The following is a 17,486-nucleotide window of genomic DNA, read 5'->3' as shown; positions in this document are numbered from 1 at the left end:
CTCGTCGTGAGCTGGCCCGCCGGGCGTCGGTCCCGCTGCATCCGCTGTCGCGTCGGGAGGAGATGCCGCGGCTGCGCTCCTCCAGCACGCGGCGGCGACTGCGCTACGTGGGACTCTTCGTGGGGTTCCTCATCGTGACCTACGTGGGTCTGGTCCTCCTGAAGATCGTCTACAGCGTGGTCGAGTCGTGGTTCTAGCCCGGCGCTACATGCCCCGCCGGCGCGCGGCGTGCAACACCGCGATGATCGTCATCGCGTCCTTGATCTCGCCCCGCTCCACCATGGCCAGCGCCTCGCGGAAGGGAAATGTGCGCCGCTCGATGAACTCGGTGTGATCGGCCGCGCGCGACACCGGCCGGAGGTCCTCGGCCACGTAGAGGTGGGCGATCTCGTACAGGATGCTCTTCGAGGTCTGGAAGTCGCACAGGCGGGTGAGCCGGCCGGCCTCGTAGCCGGCTTCCTCGGCGAGCTCGCGCTGCGCGGCTTCGATCAGGGTCTCGTCGCCGTCCTGGCCGCCGGTGGGCATCTCCCAGAAGAAGCCGCCCGCCACGTAGCGATACTGGCCGACCAGCAGGACGGTGTCGGGATCCAGGAACGGCAGCACGCCCACGCACTCCCCGCAGTCCACCACGCCGTACAGCGTGGTGCGTCCGTCCGGCAGCTCGACCATGTCCTCGCGGAGCGCGATCCAGCGATTCTCGTAGATCGGCCGCGTGGAGGTCGTTCGCCAGGGTGTGCGCGGCCATGCGGCGGGATCCGAGCGCGATGCGCGCGAGGCGGACGCGCCGGTTTCCGAGGGAGTGGGCTCGCTCATGATCCGGTTGTATCATGTGGGGCCAGGAGGAGCGTGATGGCCTTGCCGGCGCCGCTGGAGACGATCTGGAACGACCTGGAGAGCGTCCGCGCCCAGACGCTGAAGGAGACCGAGGCCCTGAGCCAGACGCAGGCGGACTGGCAGCCGGCCGACGGCGAGTGGTCCATCGGCGAGATCCTCCATCACGTGATGCTCGCCGAAGTGGGGACGAGCAAGCTCACCTCGAAGCTGCTCCGGGACGCCCGCCCGCCGCTGCCCTCGTTTCCGGGGGACCTGCGCGCATTCACTCCGCTGCCGGCGCCGCCGCCGGGGCCGGCCAAGGCCCCGGAGGTCGTCTATCCGGAGCGCGGCCATCAGATCGAGCGGCTGCTCGCGGACCTGGCCACGACGCGCGAGCGCAGCCGCCAGGCCATCGAGCGGGTGGCCGCGGTGGACCCGCGCGCGTTCACGTGGCGGCACTTCACCCTCGGCGAGCTGGACCTCGCGCAGTGGTGGCTGCTGCACGTGCGCCACGAGACCGATCACCTGCAGCAGCTCCGGGCGGTCAAGGCCGCCGCGGGGTTCCCGACGTCGTGAAGGTCATTCTCCGGAACCCGCGTCGGGAGATCGCGGTGGAGGGCAAGCGGCGGGTGAAGGAGCTGCTCGGCGAGCTGGGGATCCTGCCGAGCACGGTGCTGGTCATCCGCGACAACGAGCTGCTGACCAGCGACGCGGTGGTGGGCGGCGACGACGTGCTCGAGGTGCGCCCGGTCATGTCGGGCGGCGGGGATCCGCGGTGAAGTGCCGCAAGTGCGGCGGCAGCGCCGCCCTCGAGCTGCGCCGGCACAACGCGGCGTTCTGCCCGCCCCACTTCATCGAGTTCTTCCACAAGCAGGTGGCCGAGGCGGTGCACCGGCACCGGATGTTCTCCCGCGAGGAGACGATCATGGTGGCGGTCTCCGGGGGCAAGGACTCGCTCGCGCTGTGGGACGTGCTGATCGAGGACGGCTACCGCACCGCCGGCCTCTACCTGGATCTCGGCATCTTCGACTACTCGAAGGAATCGAAGGCCAAGTGCGAGGCCTTCGCGGCCGCCCGCGGGCAGACTCTCCACGTCGAGCGCGTGGCGGACGCGGTGGGCGCGCCCATCCCGGTGGTCCAGCAGGTGACGCGGCGGCCGACCTGCTCGGGGTGCGGCCTCTCCAAGCGCTATCTCATGAACCGGGCCGCGCTCCAGCACGGCTATCCGGTGGTGGCCACCGGGCACAACCTCGACGACGAGGCGGCCACCCTCTTCGGCTCGGTCATGCACTGGCAGACCGACGCGCTGCCGCGTCAGTCACCCGCGCTGGCCTCGACCCATCCCAAGCTGGTGCGCCGGGTGAAGCCGCTCTACCGTCTCTCCGAGCTGGAGACCGCAGCCTACGCGTTCCTGCGGGGCATCGACTACATCGTGGAGGAATGCCCGTTCGCGCAGGGCGCCACCTCGATCGCTCACAAGGAGACGCTGAACCGACTCGAGGAGACCTCGCCCGGCTCCAAGCACAACTTCCTGTTCGGCTTTCTCGAGCGCGCCCGGCCCGCCTTCGAGCGGGTGGAGGACGTGGCGCTGCAGGAGTGCACCTCCTGCGGTCAGGTGACCACCGGGGCGGTGTGCGCGTTCTGCAAGATGGCCGATCTCGTCAAGCGGAGGACGTCATGAGCGATGCGGTGATCGTCGGTGCGGTGCGGACCGCGGTGGGCAAGAAGAACGGCAAGCTGGCCGGGGTGCGCCCCGACGACCTGCTGGCCGATACCCTGAAGGCGCTGGTGGAGCGCGTGAAGGTCGACCCTCGTGAGATCGAGGACGTGGTGGTGGGCTGCGTGGACCAGGTGGGCGAGCAGGGGTTCAACATCGCCCGCAACGCCGCGCTCATCGCCGGCTTCCCGGTGGACGTCTGCGGCACCACGCTGGACCGGATGTGCGGCTCCGGTCAGCAGGCGGCCAACTTCGCGGCCATGGGCGTGATGTCCGGTCAGTACGAGTGCGTGATCGCGGGCGGCATCGAGAACATGAGCCGGGTCCCCATGGGCTCCAACGGCAGCGGTCCCGGCGACGGCCCGCTGTCCCCGCGGCTGCAGGCCCTCTACGACATCATCCCGCAGGGGCTCTCCGCGGAGATGATCGCGGAGCGGTGGGGCCTCAAGCGCGAGGAGCTGGACGAGCTCTCGGCGGGCAGCCACGAGAAGGCGGGCCGGGCCATCGCGGAGGGACGGTTCAAGCGGGAGATCGTGCCCATCACGCTGGCCGACGGCAGCGTGTTCGACACCGACGAGGGGGTGCGGGTGCCGGTGAACCGGGAGAAGATGGCGTCGCTGGCCCCGTCCTTCAAGCCGGACGGCGTGGTCACCGCGGCCAACTCCTCGCAGATCTCGGACGGCGCCGCCGCGCTGCTGATCACGTCGGAGGCGCGGGCCAAGGCCCTGGGGCTCAAGCCGCGCGCGCGCATCGTGGCCACCGCGCTGGCCGGAGTGGATCCGACCATCATGCTCACCGGCCCGATCCCGGCCACCCAGCGGGTGCTGAAGAAGGCGGGGATGAAGCTCGACCAGATCGATTGCTTCGAGATCAACGAGGCCTTCGCCTCGGTGGTGCTGGCGTGGGAGCGCGAGCTGCATCCGGACATGACCCGCGTCAACGTCAACGGCGGGGCGATCGCCCTCGGCCACCCGCTCGGCTGCTCGGGCGCCAAGCTGATGACCACCCTGCTGCACGAGCTCGAGCGCACCAAGAAGCGCTACGGCCTGCAGACGATGTGCATCGGGTTCGGCCAGGGCATCGCGACGATCATCGAGCGCTTGTAGCAGGCGGATCCCTCTACGTCGAGCGCCCGACCGCGGGCGCCAACGACGCAGGTGGGCCTTTATCGGCCGCCTGGGCGGCCGGAGGCGAGGGCGACCTGCACCGTGCGGTGCAGGTCGTGCGGCGGCACCGGCTTGAACAGCAACGCCGAGATGCCGAGGCGCCGGCAGCGCGCCTGATCTTCTTCCTGCAGGCCCCAGCCGGTGATGAAGATCAGCGGCACGTTGGGATCGCCGGCGCGCAGCCGCTCCGCGAGATCCCAGCCGCTCATCTCGGGCATGCCCACGTTGGTGATCACCAGGTCGAAGCCGGCGGGTACGAACACGCGCAGGGCCTCGGCCCCGCTCGGAACCGGCAGCACGTGATGGCCCGCGTCCTTGAGCATCTCGCCCAGGATCGACAGCACCTGCGGATCGTTGTCCACGAGGAGGATGCGTCCCTTGCGCTCGCCCCGGGTCTCGCCCCCGGCCGCGGGCTCCCCGGACTGGCTCATGCCGATGGGCAGCGTGATCGTGAAGGTCGTGCCCTGGCCGGGATGGCTGTCGACCCGCAGGTCGCCGCCGTGCCGCTCCACGATCGAGTGCGAGACCGAGAGCCCCAGGCCGGTGCCTTCCTCGCCCTTGGTGGTGAAGAACGGATCGAATACCCGCTTGCGCACGTCGTCGCTCATGCCCATGCCGGTGTCGGCCACCGTGACCACCGCGTGGCGGTGGTCGCCGAGGCGCGTCCGGATCTGCAGCGTGCCGCCACGGGGCATCGCGTCGATGGCGTTGAGCACGAGGTTGGTGATGACCTCGTTCAGCTCGGCGGGCCGGCCCATCACCATCGGCACCGGCCCCAGCTCGAGCTCCAGCCGCAGGGGCACGCCGCCCTTGACCTTCTTCTCCTCCCAGCGCGGACGGGTGATGGCCAGCGAGTCCCGTACCACCTGGTTGAGATCCATCGACACGAACGGCTCCTCGGGACGCAGGCGCGCGAACTTCTGGATGCGCCGCACCGTCTCGGCCCCGCTATTGGCCGCCTTCTCGATGACGTCGAGGCCGCGCCGGATCACGTCGGTGTTGCCGGGGCTGCGCGCCATGAGCTGGGCGTAGCCGAGGATGGCCTGCAGCAGATTGTTGAAGTCGTGGGCGATCCCGCCCGCCATCTGACCCAGGGCGGTCAGCCGCTCCGACTGGTGCATCTGGGCCTCGATCTCGCGCTGGGCGGTCATGTCGCGCACGATCGCGAGGAGACCGTCCGCGCTGCCGTCGCGGCCGGGTAGCGAGGACAGGGTGACCGCGAGATTCAGCGAGCGCCCGTCGGCCCGCCGGGCGGTGGCGTCGAAGGTGCGCACCGGCGTCTCGGGCGAGAGCGCCACCCGCGCCTGCTGGTAGGGCCCGGAGGGCAACAGCGACGCGAAGGGCTGGCCCACCACCTGCGTCCGCGGGAGCCCGAAGATGCTCTCGGCGGCCGGGTTCCATCCGCGGATGTTGCCGTCGCCGTCCACCGAGATGATGGCGTCGCCCGCCGAGTGGATCAGCGATTCCAGATGCTGCTTGGTCTCCTCCACCTCGCCGTAGAGGCTCGAGTTGCGGATGGCCACCGCGAGGTAGTCCGACAGCATCTCCAGCAGCTCGCGCTCGCGCGTGTCGATCGGGCGGCTGCCCGGCCGGTTGGCGACCAGGAGGTACCCCACCGTGCTCTCTTCGCCCCGGATCGGGCACACCACCCGCGTTTCGTTGCCGGTGTCGTCGGGTGCGACCGCTCCGAGGCGGACCGCCGCCTCGTCGTAGCCCAGTGCGGCCTTGAGCTGGTCGGTGATCGCGGTGGTCAGCTGGCGGAAGTCGAGCTGCCCGAGCAGGGTTCGCGAGATCTCGCGCAGGATCGAGAGCTGGGTCACGCGCAGGGACTGCTCGATCTGCTCGCCCCGCGCCTCTTCCTCCAGGCCGCGCGTCTTGGCCGCGAGCTCCCGCATCTCCTGCACGAGGGTGGTCAGCTGGTTCCGGGTGCCGATCTCGGATTGCCGGCGGGCGAGGGCGCGCCGCGCGGTCTCTTCCAGGTCCTGCCGGCTGAACGGCTTGATGAGGTACTCGAAGGCCCCGTGGGTGAGCGCGTTCTTCACTGTCTCCAGCGAGGCGTAGGCGGTGATCATCACGACCTCGATGCTGGGATCCTCGCCCTTGATCCGACGGAGCAGCTCGATGCCGTCCATCTGCGGCATCTTGATATCCATGAAGATCAGGTCGGGGTGGAACGTGCTGAGGGTCTTGAGCGCGGCCTCGCCGCTGTCCGCGGTGACGATGTCGTAGCGGGGCTTCAGGATCATGCGCAGGGACTCGCGCGGCCCCATCTCGTCGTCGACCACCAGCACCCGCGGGCGGCCGGTCATGGATGCGACGCGGCGGGGAGCGACGCGGTGAAGCTCACCTCGCCGCGGCCGTGCTTGGCCTCGAGCCGGCCGCCCTGGCTCTCCACGATGCGCTGGCTCACGCTCGGTCCCACGTCGATGAGGTTCTCCTGCACGACCTGGATCGGGTCGAAGATCGCCTGCAGCTCCTCGGCACGTACCTCCGAGGTGCGCGAGGAGATGGTCAGCCGCACCCGCTCCTCCCGGGGCACGTGCGCGATCGACACCGAGACCTTGGCGTCGGGGCCCGGGGTCTTGCGCAGGAGGTACCAGATCAGGTACGACATCGCCTTCTTGAACATCCCGTGGTCGCCCCGCACCAGGAACGACGACCCCTCGTGCGAGAGGGTCGCGGTGACGTGCTTCTGGGTCGACTCGTCGGTGAAGGTGAGCAGGCGGGCCTCGCCGTTGCCCGCGGCCAGGGCCTGCGCGCCCAGCTCGGCGAGGCCCTCCTCGGCGACCTGGCGCAGGTCCAGCGTCTCGCGCTTGTAGTCGCTGTCGTTGACGAGGGCGGCGAGCTTGTCGAAGATCTGCACGAGCCGGCGCACGTCGCGGCCCACCACCGACGAGAACTGGTTGCGGAAGGTGGCGTCGTCGTAGCGCTCGCCGATCAGCTCCATGAACGCATTGATCGAGACGAGCGGGTTCTTGATCTCGTCGGCGATGCGGGCCACCACCTGGGTGAGGAGCTGCAGCTGCTCGGCCCCGCGCCGCTCCTGGGCCAGCTCGCGCTGCGCGGTCATGTCCTCGAAGACGAGGACGGCGCCCATCGGCTCGGTCCGGTCGCCCATCACCGGATAGGTCGACACCTCCAGCGGCAGGTTGCGCAGGGCCAGATGCACGTCGGCGCGGGTCACCGAGCGGCCCTTGGCGAGGGCTTCGAAGAGCATGTCGCCGAGGGGAGAGGGCAGCACTCGGAGATCGCGGTGCAGGACCTCGCCGGCCGCCATGCCCAGGATCTCGAGGGCGCGGCGGTTGATGGCGACGACTTTCTCGTCGGGATCGATGGTGATCACCCCGCTCGACATGCGGGCGAGGATCCGCTCATTGAATTCCTTTTCGTACTCGAGGAGGTGGTGCACGCGGATGTCGCGGATCGCGGTGGCCAGATGGGTGGCGAGGCCGAAGAGCGTCTCGGTCTCGCCGCGGCCGTAGCCGCCTCCGGTGATGCGCTGACCGAGGGTGAGAATGCCCACCAGCTCGCCGTGCGAGGAGAGCGGGATGGCCACCACCGCCTGCAGCACCGCCAGCTCGCGGGCGATCTCGCGCGCCGCCGGATCGGCCAGTCGGCCTTGCGCCTCTTCGATCTGGATCAGGCGGCCCTCGGTCATCAGCCAGAGCGGCAGGCCGCTGTCCGCGGAGAGGCTGAACGACTCCACCACGTGCCGGGCGAGGCCGCGATAGGCGTTGACCCGATACTGTCTCGTATCGGGGCCGGCGAGGAGGATGGCTGCGCGGCTCGGCCGTACCAGCTCGGCGACGCCGTCGAGAAACTGGTCCAGCACGCGGGGCAGATCGAAGCCGGCGGCCAGAGCCTTGGCGAACTCCTTCGCCATCTGGGTCAGCGCGTGCGAAGAAGCCTGCACGCCCGGCGACGCGGCCTCGGACGGTCCATCCACCGGCGTCCGACGCGAGGCGCGCAGGGCGGCCAGCTCCTGCAGCAGATGCAGCTTGTCGCCGGCGTGCCGGAGCAGGCTCTGGAGCTGGCGGGTCGTGAACGGCTGGATCAGGACGAAGTCCGCCGCCTCGATCGCGCTCTCCTCCTCGATCGATTGGGCGCCCGGCACCACGCAGAGCACGACCGCGTTCGGGCAGAGATGCCGAACGCTGGAAATGAACGACTCCAGGTTCTTGAAGGGCGGCGTCGCCTCCTTGACGATCAGGTCCATCTGGGTCAGGCGCAGTGTACGCAGCGCCTCGTCGTCCGACAGGGCGGTGAACACGGAGTTGTCGTACTCCAGCGCTCGCATCAGGCGCGGGCGGAGGGTCTCGCTCGCCGAGACCAGCAGGACCGTCTTCACGGAGCGACGCGAGCCGGGCGCCCGGTGGGCACCGGGAACTCGACGGTGAACGTGCAGCCGGCACGTCCGTTGTTGTTGCGCACGCCGAGCCGGGCGTGGTGCGCGTCGGCGATGCTACGGCAGATCGCCAGCCCCAGCCCGGTCCCGTGCGGCTTGGTCGTCACGAACGGATCGAAGATGGTCGCGACCAGCTCGTCGGCGATACCCGGGCCGCTGTCCGCGACCTCGACGAGGAGCGTGTTTCCGCCGCCTTCCGAGAGATCGGCCACACGCACGGTCAACTCCCCGCCGGGTTCCATCGCTTGGACGGCATTTAAGCACAGGTTCAGAAAAAGCTGCTGCAACTGAGAGGCGTTGCCGAGCACCGGGCGCCGCGTCGCCTCCCCGATCAGCCGGAGGCGGATCTGACGATCTTCCATCTCCGCGTGCAGCGTCTCCAGCGTGTCGCGCAGGGCGCCCGAGACGTCGACCATCTCCATCCGGTGCTGGGACGCCCGCGACATCGTCCGGAAGCGGCTCAGCAGATCGTCGATGCGGCCGATCTCCCGTCCGGCGGTGCGGGAGAACATCTGCCGGAAGTCCTCGCTGGACCCGCGAGACGGCAGGAGCTGGGCGTACGTCTTGATCCCGACGAGCGGGTTGCGGATCTCGTGGATCAGGCCCGAGGCGATCGCCTCGATCGAGGCCAGCCGCTCTGCCCGCCGCTTCTCCTGCTCCAGCTCCTTCAGCCTCGACATGTCGACGAGCACCGCCACCGCGCCCAGGATCGAGCCATTCGGCCCGCGCAGCGGGAACGTCGAGCACACGAGCGGGATGAGCTGGCCGGCCGCGTCGGGCAGCGCGAATTCGTCCTGGGAGCGCGGCTGCCCGTCGGCGGCGGTCGACTTGAGCAGCGGTCCCAGCGGCGCGGGCAGCTGATCGGGCCCGTGTCCGCGCACCGCTTGAGCGGAGACGCCGGTGAAGTGTTCGGCAGCCCGATTGAAGAGCGTGATCCGGCCCCGCGGGCCCAACGCGACCACGCCGCTCTCGATGGTCTCGAGCACCTTCTGCATCTCCTCGTTGACCTGCACCACCCGCGCGTGGGTCTGCGCATTGCGGACCGCGACCGCGGCCTGGTTGGCCAGCGTCGTCAGCAGATCAGCGTCATTGCTGAAGTAGGGGTCCCCGGATCGCTTCGCGCCGAGAAGGAAGAATCCGACTGGCTGACCCTCTTCTGTCAGAGGCACCACAACTTCGGCTTGGAGACTTGAAAGTTCCTCTCGCAGACTCGAATTCGACGAAGCAGAACGATCGGCTGATATCTCGTCTTTGAACGCCAGCTGGTCGACAAATGGGAGTGAAGAGGCCGTGTGTAGAACGGGCGGGAACTGCCCTGTAGGCAGGTTCCAGGAGAGTTTAAATTCCCGATCTTCATCATCGTACAGGTAGATGCTAGCCACCTCTGGAAGGAATGTCGTTTCGAGCACGGAGCCCACGTGTACGAGGAGATCTTTAAGATCAATTGTGGCTGTCAGGCCCTGGCTGGCCTCGCGCAGAGTCCTCGCGTAGTCGTATGGGTCTCGATACAGGTATCTGTTAAATAAGCGCTGCACAGAGCCGCGAGCCGGCGTGAGGATACACACTGCCGCAATCGCTAGAACTATCTCGCGAAGGGAAAAGTCATGTTCGTCGGGTAGAAGGTAGTTCGATAAAGTCAATGCAACAGCCAGCACTCCGGCAGTAGTAATGAGGGCGACTAGGTAGACAGCGCCCCTATGAATGAAGATGCGGATATCCATCAACCGATGCCGGATAATTGCGTGCCCGATGATCCCCAGCAGCAACAATGAAAACAGTGGACCGTAGCGTCCGTAGTCAGAGGTTTTGAGCACGAGAGGCAACACTACGTTTGTCGTAGTGATCAATGCGCCTGACAAGAGAAAGGCCCAGATGACATAGCGGACCTGAAGACGCTCGAGGCCGACGGAACGGCGATACTTGCTTCTTAGGAGATAGACCGTTGTTGCAAACCCGACCAATGCATAGACGGCGAAGACAGGATGAAGAGGACCATATGTAACTTGCAGGCCCGTCGGGGTCGATTTGGCAACGGCCACCATCCACGGCGAGAACGAGACGACGAAGAAGGCGATTCCGACAGGAACGAGGAAGAAGCGCACCATCCGGCAGACCGCCGGCGGTGATAGGGCGAACCGCTCGGTAAACAGTAGGAAGGCCACCGCAAAGAGACTTCCAGCTGCGAATGCGATGCGAATCACCAGCGTTGTTGCGCTAAGACCTGTTGTTTGCGGATCGACGTGATAGCCGACGGCCAGTGAGCCAGACCACAGACTTGTAGCCAGCGCTAGGAGCCCAAAGGCTCTGTTCAGTGAGGATCGCGGCGCGCGACCAAACACATACAGGCCCATACCTAGATTTGCTATGGCCGTGGCTATGAGGAGTAGCCAGTTTATGGACCCGCCGAGCATTAATCTCCTCAGCTTTCCTTAACGCTAACCACGAACTGCGCTTTGAAAGGCTTCTGCGCTAGCTTCAGCAGCCGGAAGCTCGACTATGATAGTCGTGCCTCGGTGTGCGCGATTGTTTTCAGCTCGGATCGATCCCCTATGCGCGTCGACGATGCTTCGGCAGATGGCTAGCCCGAGGCCGGAGCCTGTTGGCTTGGTAGTGAAGAAGGGCTCGAATATGTGACCTCTGACCGACTCGGACATTCCGGGGCCCGTATCGGAAACCTCGAGGAGGATCCAGGACGGCCCAGGAGATTGGGTCCGGGCTATCCTGATGTTAATCGCTCCGCCCGAACCCATCGCCTCAAGCGCATTCTGGAGAATATTCAGGAAGAGCTGTTTGAGTTGCGAATCTTCGATGGCTACATAGGGAGCCTCGTCCTCAACCGAGTAGTGAACGGCTGTCTGGCTTTGTTCTAGTTGGCCACGTAGCAGCTTCAGAGTGTCCAGCAATGGCTGCCGAAGGTCGACGGAGCCGGTTTGCGGGTGGGGCGCGCTGGCGATGCCTCTTAGCCGCGCTACCAAGTTGTCAATTCTGTCGATCTCTCTAACAACAACTTTTGAGAAGTCCTCACGGAAGTCAATGTCGGCGAAGCGTTCAGGCAGCAGCTCAGCAAAGGTTCTGATTGCCACTAGCGGGTTCTTGATCTCATGTGCGACGCCGGAAGCCAGCGATCCAAAAGATGCAAGGCGTTCGGCGCGCTGCTTTTCAATCTCGAGTTGTTTCAGTCTGGTTAGATCGCTGAAGACAATAAGTGCTCCGAGAGTGGATCTGTCTTTGGCCTGAAGCGGCGCTGTCGAATAGACCAGCGGGAGGGCCTGGCCCTCTCTAGTGTGAAGAGAGGTTTCGAGCTGCGAGTAAGCCTTGCCGTCCAACAACGTGTCTCTAAGCGGTTCAGCCAGCGCCACCGGAAGATCAACGTATGAGACAGGGTTCCTTCTCTTGAGGCTCATGCCGGTAAGACGTTCGGCGGCGGGGTTGGACAACGAGATGTGGCCAGACGCATTCAAGGCGATCACGCCACTGGCCATTGTTGAGAGGATGTTGTCGACATACTCGTTGACGAGCACCACTTCTCGATACAGGTGCGCATTCTTAACCGCGACCGCAGCTTGGCTAACCAAAGTCGAGAGAAGATCGACATCCTCGGAGAAATAGGGATCACCGGACCGTTTGGGCCCGACGACTACCATCCCGGCCAGCGACCGATCCTCCATCAAAGGAAAGGCCACATCGCCGCGAACCGCTCGTAACTCCGCTGCCGCCCGATTGATTGGCGTATCGGGCGGCTGACGAATCGCCTCTTCATGCACAAGGGGCCGGCGCTCTTGACGTAGGAACTGAACTATCGAGGAGACATCCAATATTGGCGAATCAGCGCTGGTTGCCAACCATGGGCTATCACTCGGTCGCTGGCTCGCCACGTAGGCTCGCTTCTGCGCGTCGTGAAGGTAGACGAAGACTGCCTCGGCTTTGAATGTGCTCTCGATAGTTACGGTCAGGTACTCGAGTAGAGACCCAAGGTCTAGGGTGCTGCTAAGGCGTCTGCTGGACTCGCGTAGCGTCCGCTGTAGATCGTACTTCTCTCGATAGACATAACGATTGAAAGAGCGCTGGATCCAACTCTTGAGTGGCTGGAAGAGAATGGCGACGATGATGGAGAGAATGAGAGCTTCGGCGAGCGGGATGTTGCTAGTGTCGAATCCGGAAGCGTACTGATACAGCTGGACGAAAGCGAGAAACACCGAGACAGATGCAACGATCGCCGACACATACACAGCTCCCTGTCGGATAACTACCCGAATATCCATTAGACGATGCCGAATTATTGCGTGTGCTGAGAAGGACACGACCAAGAGCGAGAAGTAGGGACCCAGGAAGCTGTACTTTGAGGTAGTCCAAATCAGGGGAATCAGCAGGTTGGTTGTGATCGCACCGGCGCCGCCGAGGAGGATTCCAAGAAGCAGGTATCGAAGCTGAAGTTTCCGAACGCCTGCGGTTGACCGAATCGTTCGCCATAGAGTGAAGAGCGCGAGCAGAAAACAAAGTAGGAAGTAGACACCGAAGAGTTTGTGAGCGGGGCCATAGATGAAGCTGGCACGACTGGGCTGCATACGGGCGCCCGCGACAATCCATGGCGACAGCGAGAGAAGTATAGATCCGCCGCAGCACACCGCTGGGATGAAGATCTGCGGTTTTAGCTTGCGTCCAGCATCGACCGAGAAAGCATCGAACATCCAAAGCAAGCAGAACGGGATCGCACTTGCGAAAGCGAAACCCAAACGACCCAGGGCAATCGTTGTCCGCACGGATTCGGAAGAAAGAGCGAAGGATATGCAGACAATCCAACCCGCGATCGTAAGCGCAGCGAGAGCAAAGCGCCGATTCTCAGCGGCGCGCCTATTGTGCAAATAGACGAACGTGGCAAGCGTGACTAGGGTCGCGCCGAGCGCCAAGACGCCAACGGTCTGCAAGCGGCTCCTCTGTGTGCTACGGGGGAGTTTGTCCGACTACCAGTGCTGCTACACTGCCGCCGAAACTGTGGCCGTTGATCAGGACAGTTCGTACTCGCGCAACGCGCGATACGTTTGGGACATAGTCCAAGTCGCATCGGGGGTCCGGGGTCTCTTGGTTGATGGTGGGCGGGACCACTTGTTCCCTGAGCGACAAGCATGCGGCCGCGGCCTGGATCGTGCCCGCCGCCGACACAGGCTGCCCCATCATCGACTTTATGGAACTTATCGGAATCTTGTAAGCGTGTGTCCCTAACGCCTCCTTAAAGGCGTTGGTATCGCATATGTCGTAGTCGGGCAGTGAGCTTCCGTGGGCGTTGACGTGGTCAATGTCTTCAGCTACAAGGCCTGCCTGGCGAATCGCGTCAGAGATTGCAGAGGCCATTCGCTTGCCAGAGAGATCACCCTTGCGCATGCCAATTGCCTCACTCGCGGATCCGTGTCCCAATACCTCGCCATAGATTCGGGCTCCGCGTTCACGAGCAACATCCAGTTCCTCGAGCACGAGGGTGGCGGCACCCTCTGAGATCACGATTCCATCCCGTTGGAGGTCATACGGTCTTGAAGCCTTGCGAGGCGCGTCATTCCGCTTGGTCAGCGCACCGAGGGCACAAAAGGCGCCGAACGCCAATGGGAAGATAGGCGCATCGCACCCGCCGACGACCGCCATGTCGGAGAGGCCTTCTGATACATGTTTGAAGCCTTCGTTGATAGCGTCGATGCCGGTGCAACAGTTGGACGAGAGAGACAGAGCCGGACCGGTTATTCCGAACTCTATGGCGATATAGCTCGAGGTGGCATGAGGAGGATACTCAAGAGCCGCCCACGGGTTGATTGCGCTGACACCCTCCCTGATAAGGCCTTCGAGGGCACGCGCTGCGATGTCGCCTCCTCCGTTGATTGACGTGCCATAGAAGATGCTCGTCGAGGAAGAGAGAGTTGTATCGATATTTACCTTTGCATCCTCCAGCGCGAGTCGGGTGGCGGCTACTGCAAACTGCGAGAATCGCCCCATGGGTTTTGCCCTGCGTGCAGTCATAAATGCCTTCGGGTCGAAGTCGCGGACTTCGCCGGCGACGTGGCAGGGGTAGGGAGAAGGATCGAAAGCGGTGATGTAGTCGATGCCCGATTTACCGGCGACGAGGTTCTGCCAGAAAGTGTCCTTACCGATGCCGTTGGGGGCGATGACACCCAACCCGGTAATGACTACACGACGTGGGTTCTTCATCTGCCCGTGCCCTTGTCCGAATGGAACGGTGAAGGTGGGATAACGTCTAATAACCTAGCAGAAAATCAATCTAAACCCAAATCACGTCCTGTCGAAGGCTCGGGTAGAATGCGTCTCGTATGCGGGGCATGATCACGCGTCGCCGCCTCCTGGCCGCGATTCCAGCGGCACTTCTCGTCACTCGGGGCCGGGCGCTGGGTCTGGAAAACGGCCGTTCCGTTCTCGGTTACCATCTCGATCTATCGGTTTTATTTAACGTTCTGACCTTGTCCATGACGGGGACGGTGACCCAGGAGATCGACCGCAAGGCCGGCCGGTACCGGGTGACAATGAATGGCAAGGGGATCGGCATCAGCACCGGCACCGAAGCCACCGGGTTGATTCAGGACGGCCGGTTCAAGCCGCTGGAGAGCCGCAGCTTCCACGTCATTCGGGGGCGGTCGAATACCTCGGTCACGACCTACGACTACGCCCGGCAACGGGCCGAGCTCCACGCCGTGGCCTACACACTGCTGCTCAGCCGCCGCCGGCAGATCGATGACGCGATCGCGCTGCCCCAGGATCGGCCGGTGGACGACCTGGTCTCGGCCGCGTTGAACTTCGCCGCCGGTACGCTCGACCGCGAGGCCGACGGCACCTATTACACGTCGGTCATGCGCCGAAAGCGCGCCGAGAACGAGGGCACCGACGACGTAGCCCCCGACGGCTACCGCGCCGAGCTGGTGCCGCTCCGCTTCCGCCCGGCGCCCGACGGCCCCGACGGCCGTCTCTCCGCTCTCATCGACATCACCCGGTTCTCGTCCTGGGCGCGCTCCGATCAGCCGGCGCGCGTGGTCTTCGCTCCGGATCGTCTGCTCGAGTCCGTGCAGTCGTCCCTCATCCTGGGCACCACGCTCTCGGTGCGGGTGTCGACCAGCGCGTGAGCCGGGCGGCCGCGCGTTACGACCTGATCGGCCTCGGCGAGGTGATGCTGAGGCTGGCCGCCCGCCCGCCCCAGCGCCTGGAGCAGGCCTCCGACCTGGACGTCCAGATCGGTGGCACGGAGGCCAACGTGATGGCGGCGTGCGCCCGCCTCGGGCTCCGCACCGCGTTCATCTCCGTCCTGCCCGCGGAGCACGCGTGGGGTGACCGCACCATTCGCGAGCTGACCGGCCACGGGGTGGACTGCCGCGGCGTGCTGCGTCGCCCGGGCCAGCGCATGGGCTTGTACTTCCTCGAGTACGGCATGGCTCCCCGGCCCGTGCGCGTGCTCTACGATCGACGCGATTCGGCGTTCGGCCGGCTCCTACCGGACGAGGTCGACTGGGCGCTGGTGCGCAGCGCGCGTATCGCGCACCTCACGGGAGTCACCGCCGCCCTCGGCGACAACGTGCGGGACGTGGTGCGTCGCGCGATCGACGAGGCGGGGGCCGCCGCGGTGCCGGTCTCCTTCGACGTGAACTACCGCTCGCGGCTCTGGAGCCCGAAGGAGGCACGCGAGTTCCTGCTCGAGATCCTGCCGCGGCTGCACTATCTCTTCATCGGGCAGGATGACGCGGCGACCGTCTTCGACCTCGAGGGTGCGCCGGAGCGCGTGCTCGGCGCGCTGCGGACGCTCGCTCCGTCGGCCACGATTGCGCTGACCCTGGGCGAGGCCGGCTCCGCGGTCCTCGCCGCCGAGGGCATCGCCCGGCCCTCGAAGCGCTATACCGTCAACGTGGTGGACCGCGTCGGCGCCGGGGATGCCTTCGCGGCCGGCTATCTCTGGGCGACCCTGCTCGGCCGCGGCCCGCAGCAGGCCATCGACGCGGCCACCGCGCTGGCCGCCTTGAAGTGCACGATCTGGGGGGACGTGCCGATCGTGACTCGGGCCGAGCTGGAGGAGCTCCTGGCCACCGACAGCACGGAGATTCGCCGGTAGTGGAGCGGTCGCGTTGAAGTCCGCGGTCCTCATCCACAATCCAGGCTCGGGTCAGCCGCGCGACCGGTACCATTCGGTCACGCGCATCGTGGAGGCCCTCCGCCAGCGCGGCGTCACCGCGACGCCCCAGATCGTCGCGGCTCCCACCGATGCCATGCGGCTCACCGCGGCGGCCATCCAGGCCAACGCGGACGTGATCGTCGTCCACGGCGGCGACGGGCTCGTCAACGAGACCATGCAGGGGCTGGTCGGCACCGCCACGCCGCTCGCGGTGTGGCCCGGGGGAACCTCCAACGTGCTCGCCCGGGAGCTGGCGCTGCCCGGCGGGATCGACGTGCTGGCCGAGATCATCGCGGCGGGGCGCACGCGTCGCGTGTCGCTCGGGCGCGCGGGCGAGCGCTACTTCCTGTTGATGGCCGGGATCGGGCTGGATGGCGACGTGGTCCGCGCGATTCACCCGACGGTCACCCGGATGACCGGGGAAAGCGCGTTCTGGCTGGCCGGTCTCCGGCAGCTCGCCGACTGGAATCCGGTGCAGTTCCACATCGAGGCGGAAGGCGGCCAGTACAGCGCCACCTTCGCGGTGGTGGCCAACGCGTCGTCGCACGGAGGAGGGATGCGCTTCGCGCCCGAGGCGAGCATGGACGACGACCTGCTCGACGTGTGCCTGTTCGATTCGACCCAGCGTCACCGCTTCGCCCGCTACCTGTCCGCCGCCGCCACCGGCTCGCATCTCGGATTGCCGGGCGTCACCTATCTGAAGACCCGCCGAGTCGTCGTCCGCGGCCCGTCGAGCCGCTTCGTGCACGTGGACGGTGAATTGCTCGGTCCGCTGCCGGTCAGCTTCGAGTCCGTCCCCGCCGCGCTCTCTCTCGTCGTTCCCTAGGGTGGTATAGTCACCGCTGATGGCGGAAGCCGCGCGAGGTGCCGAGCGCATCCTCGAGGGCCTGAACGCGCCTCAGACCGCCGCGGTCACTCACGAGACGGGCCCGCTCCTGATCATCGCGGGGGCGGGGACCGGCAAGACCACCGTCATCACCCGCCGCATCGCCTATCTCATCGCCACGCGCCGCGCCCGGCCGTCGGAGATCCTCGCGCTGACGTTCACCGACAAGGCCGCCGCCGAGATGGAAGAGCGCGTCGACACCCTCGTGCCCTACGGCTACGCCGACGTGAACATCTCCACCTTCCATGCCTTCGGCGACCGCCTGATCAAGGAGAACGCCCTCGAGCTGGGACTTACGCCCGACTTCCGCGTGCTCACCCGGGCCGAGCAGGTCATCTTCCTGCGCG

The 17,486-nt window shown here is 65.8% G+C and carries 15 protein-coding genes; 9 read left to right on the top strand and 6 right to left on the bottom strand.

Annotated features, from left to right (window positions below):
* A partial coding sequence (locus VKN16_17160; GenBank protein HME95939.1) for a hypothetical protein occupies nt 1-197 on the top strand: 197 nt, incomplete at its 5' end.
* Between the two features lie 7 nt (nt 198-204).
* On the opposite strand, the gene VKN16_17155 is transcribed toward VKN16_17160, so the two are convergent.
* Nucleotides 205-813: an NUDIX hydrolase gene (locus VKN16_17155; GenBank protein HME95938.1), complete on the bottom strand. Its 609-nt coding sequence runs from the start codon at nt 811-813 to the stop codon at nt 205-207.
* Nucleotides 814-849: 36 nt separating this feature from the next.
* Between VKN16_17155 and VKN16_17150 the strand changes: the two genes are divergently transcribed.
* The 4 genes from VKN16_17150 to VKN16_17135 are packed head-to-tail and all read left to right on the top strand — an operon-like array spanning nt 850 to nt 3,636.
* Nucleotides 850-1,389 (top strand): DinB family protein, encoded by a 540-nt coding sequence (locus VKN16_17150; protein HME95937.1) that lies wholly within the window; start codon nt 850-852, stop codon nt 1,387-1,389.
* Nucleotides 1,386-1,592 carry a MoaD/ThiS family protein gene (locus VKN16_17145; GenBank protein HME95936.1) on the top strand — a complete coding sequence of 69 codons (207 nt, stop codon included), beginning with the start codon at nt 1,386-1,388 and terminating at the stop codon, nt 1,590-1,592. Before VKN16_17150 ends, VKN16_17145 begins: the two co-directional genes overlap by 4 nt.
* Nucleotides 1,589-2,494 (top strand): ATP-binding protein, encoded by a 906-nt coding sequence (locus VKN16_17140; protein HME95935.1) that lies wholly within the window; start codon nt 1,589-1,591, stop codon nt 2,492-2,494. Before VKN16_17145 ends, VKN16_17140 begins: the two co-directional genes overlap by 4 nt.
* A complete protein-coding gene (locus VKN16_17135) occupies nt 2,491-3,636 on the top strand; it encodes a thiolase family protein (GenBank protein ID HME95934.1) in 1,146 nt (381 codons plus the stop codon). Before VKN16_17140 ends, VKN16_17135 begins: the two co-directional genes overlap by 4 nt.
* A 59-nt stretch (nt 3,637-3,695) precedes the next feature.
* On the opposite strand, the gene VKN16_17130 is transcribed toward VKN16_17135, so the two are convergent.
* Genes VKN16_17130 through VKN16_17110 form a run of 5 tightly spaced genes read right to left on the bottom strand, consistent with a single transcriptional unit; the run spans nt 3,696 to nt 14,293 of the window.
* The gene (locus VKN16_17130) at nt 3,696-6,005 is read right to left on the bottom strand and encodes a response regulator (GenBank protein HME95933.1); all 2,310 of its coding nucleotides are present in this window, start codon (nt 6,003-6,005) and stop codon (nt 3,696-3,698) included.
* Entirely contained in the window at nt 6,002-8,044 is a 2,043-nt protein-coding gene (locus VKN16_17125; protein HME95932.1) for a PAS domain-containing protein, read from the bottom strand. The genes VKN16_17130 and VKN16_17125 overlap by 4 nt, the downstream gene beginning before the upstream one ends.
* Nucleotides 8,041-10,512 (bottom strand): ATP-binding protein, encoded by a 2,472-nt coding sequence (locus VKN16_17120; protein ID HME95931.1) that lies wholly within the window; start codon nt 10,510-10,512, stop codon nt 8,041-8,043. The genes VKN16_17125 and VKN16_17120 overlap by 4 nt, the downstream gene beginning before the upstream one ends.
* A gap of 24 nt (nt 10,513-10,536) precedes the next feature.
* A complete protein-coding gene (locus tag VKN16_17115; protein HME95930.1) occupies nt 10,537-13,026 on the bottom strand; it encodes an ATP-binding protein in 2,490 nt (829 codons plus the stop codon).
* Between the two features lie 16 nt (nt 13,027-13,042).
* Nucleotides 13,043-14,293, bottom strand: a complete 1,251-nt coding sequence (locus VKN16_17110; protein HME95929.1) for a beta-ketoacyl-[acyl-carrier-protein] synthase family protein — start codon at nt 14,291-14,293, stop codon at nt 13,043-13,045.
* Nucleotides 14,294-14,565: 272 nt separating this feature from the next.
* Between VKN16_17110 and VKN16_17105 the strand changes: the two genes are divergently transcribed.
* The 4 genes from VKN16_17105 to VKN16_17090 form a co-directional block, all read left to right on the top strand.
* Nucleotides 14,566-15,216, top strand: a complete 651-nt coding sequence (locus VKN16_17105) for a hypothetical protein (protein ID HME95928.1) — start codon at nt 14,566-14,568, stop codon at nt 15,214-15,216.
* Entirely contained in the window at nt 15,213-16,193 is a 981-nt protein-coding gene (locus tag VKN16_17100) for a sugar kinase (protein ID HME95927.1), read from the top strand. The genes VKN16_17105 and VKN16_17100 overlap by 4 nt, the downstream gene beginning before the upstream one ends.
* A 13-nt stretch (nt 16,194-16,206) precedes the next feature.
* Nucleotides 16,207-17,079 (top strand): diacylglycerol kinase family protein, encoded by an 873-nt coding sequence (locus VKN16_17095; GenBank protein HME95926.1) that lies wholly within the window; start codon nt 16,207-16,209, stop codon nt 17,077-17,079.
* Between the two features lie 19 nt (nt 17,080-17,098).
* Nucleotides 17,099-17,486, top strand: a 388-nt coding sequence (locus VKN16_17090; GenBank protein HME95925.1) for a UvrD-helicase domain-containing protein, incomplete at its 3' end; no start/stop codon positions are given.

It is taken from the genome of Candidatus Methylomirabilota bacterium (genome assembly GCA_035315345.1).
Taxonomy (GTDB): domain Bacteria; phylum Methylomirabilota; class Methylomirabilia; order Rokubacteriales; family CSP1-6; genus CAMLFJ01.
Note: the sequence above shows the minus strand (reverse complement) of the source record. Positions and strands in the feature narration are given on the sequence as shown.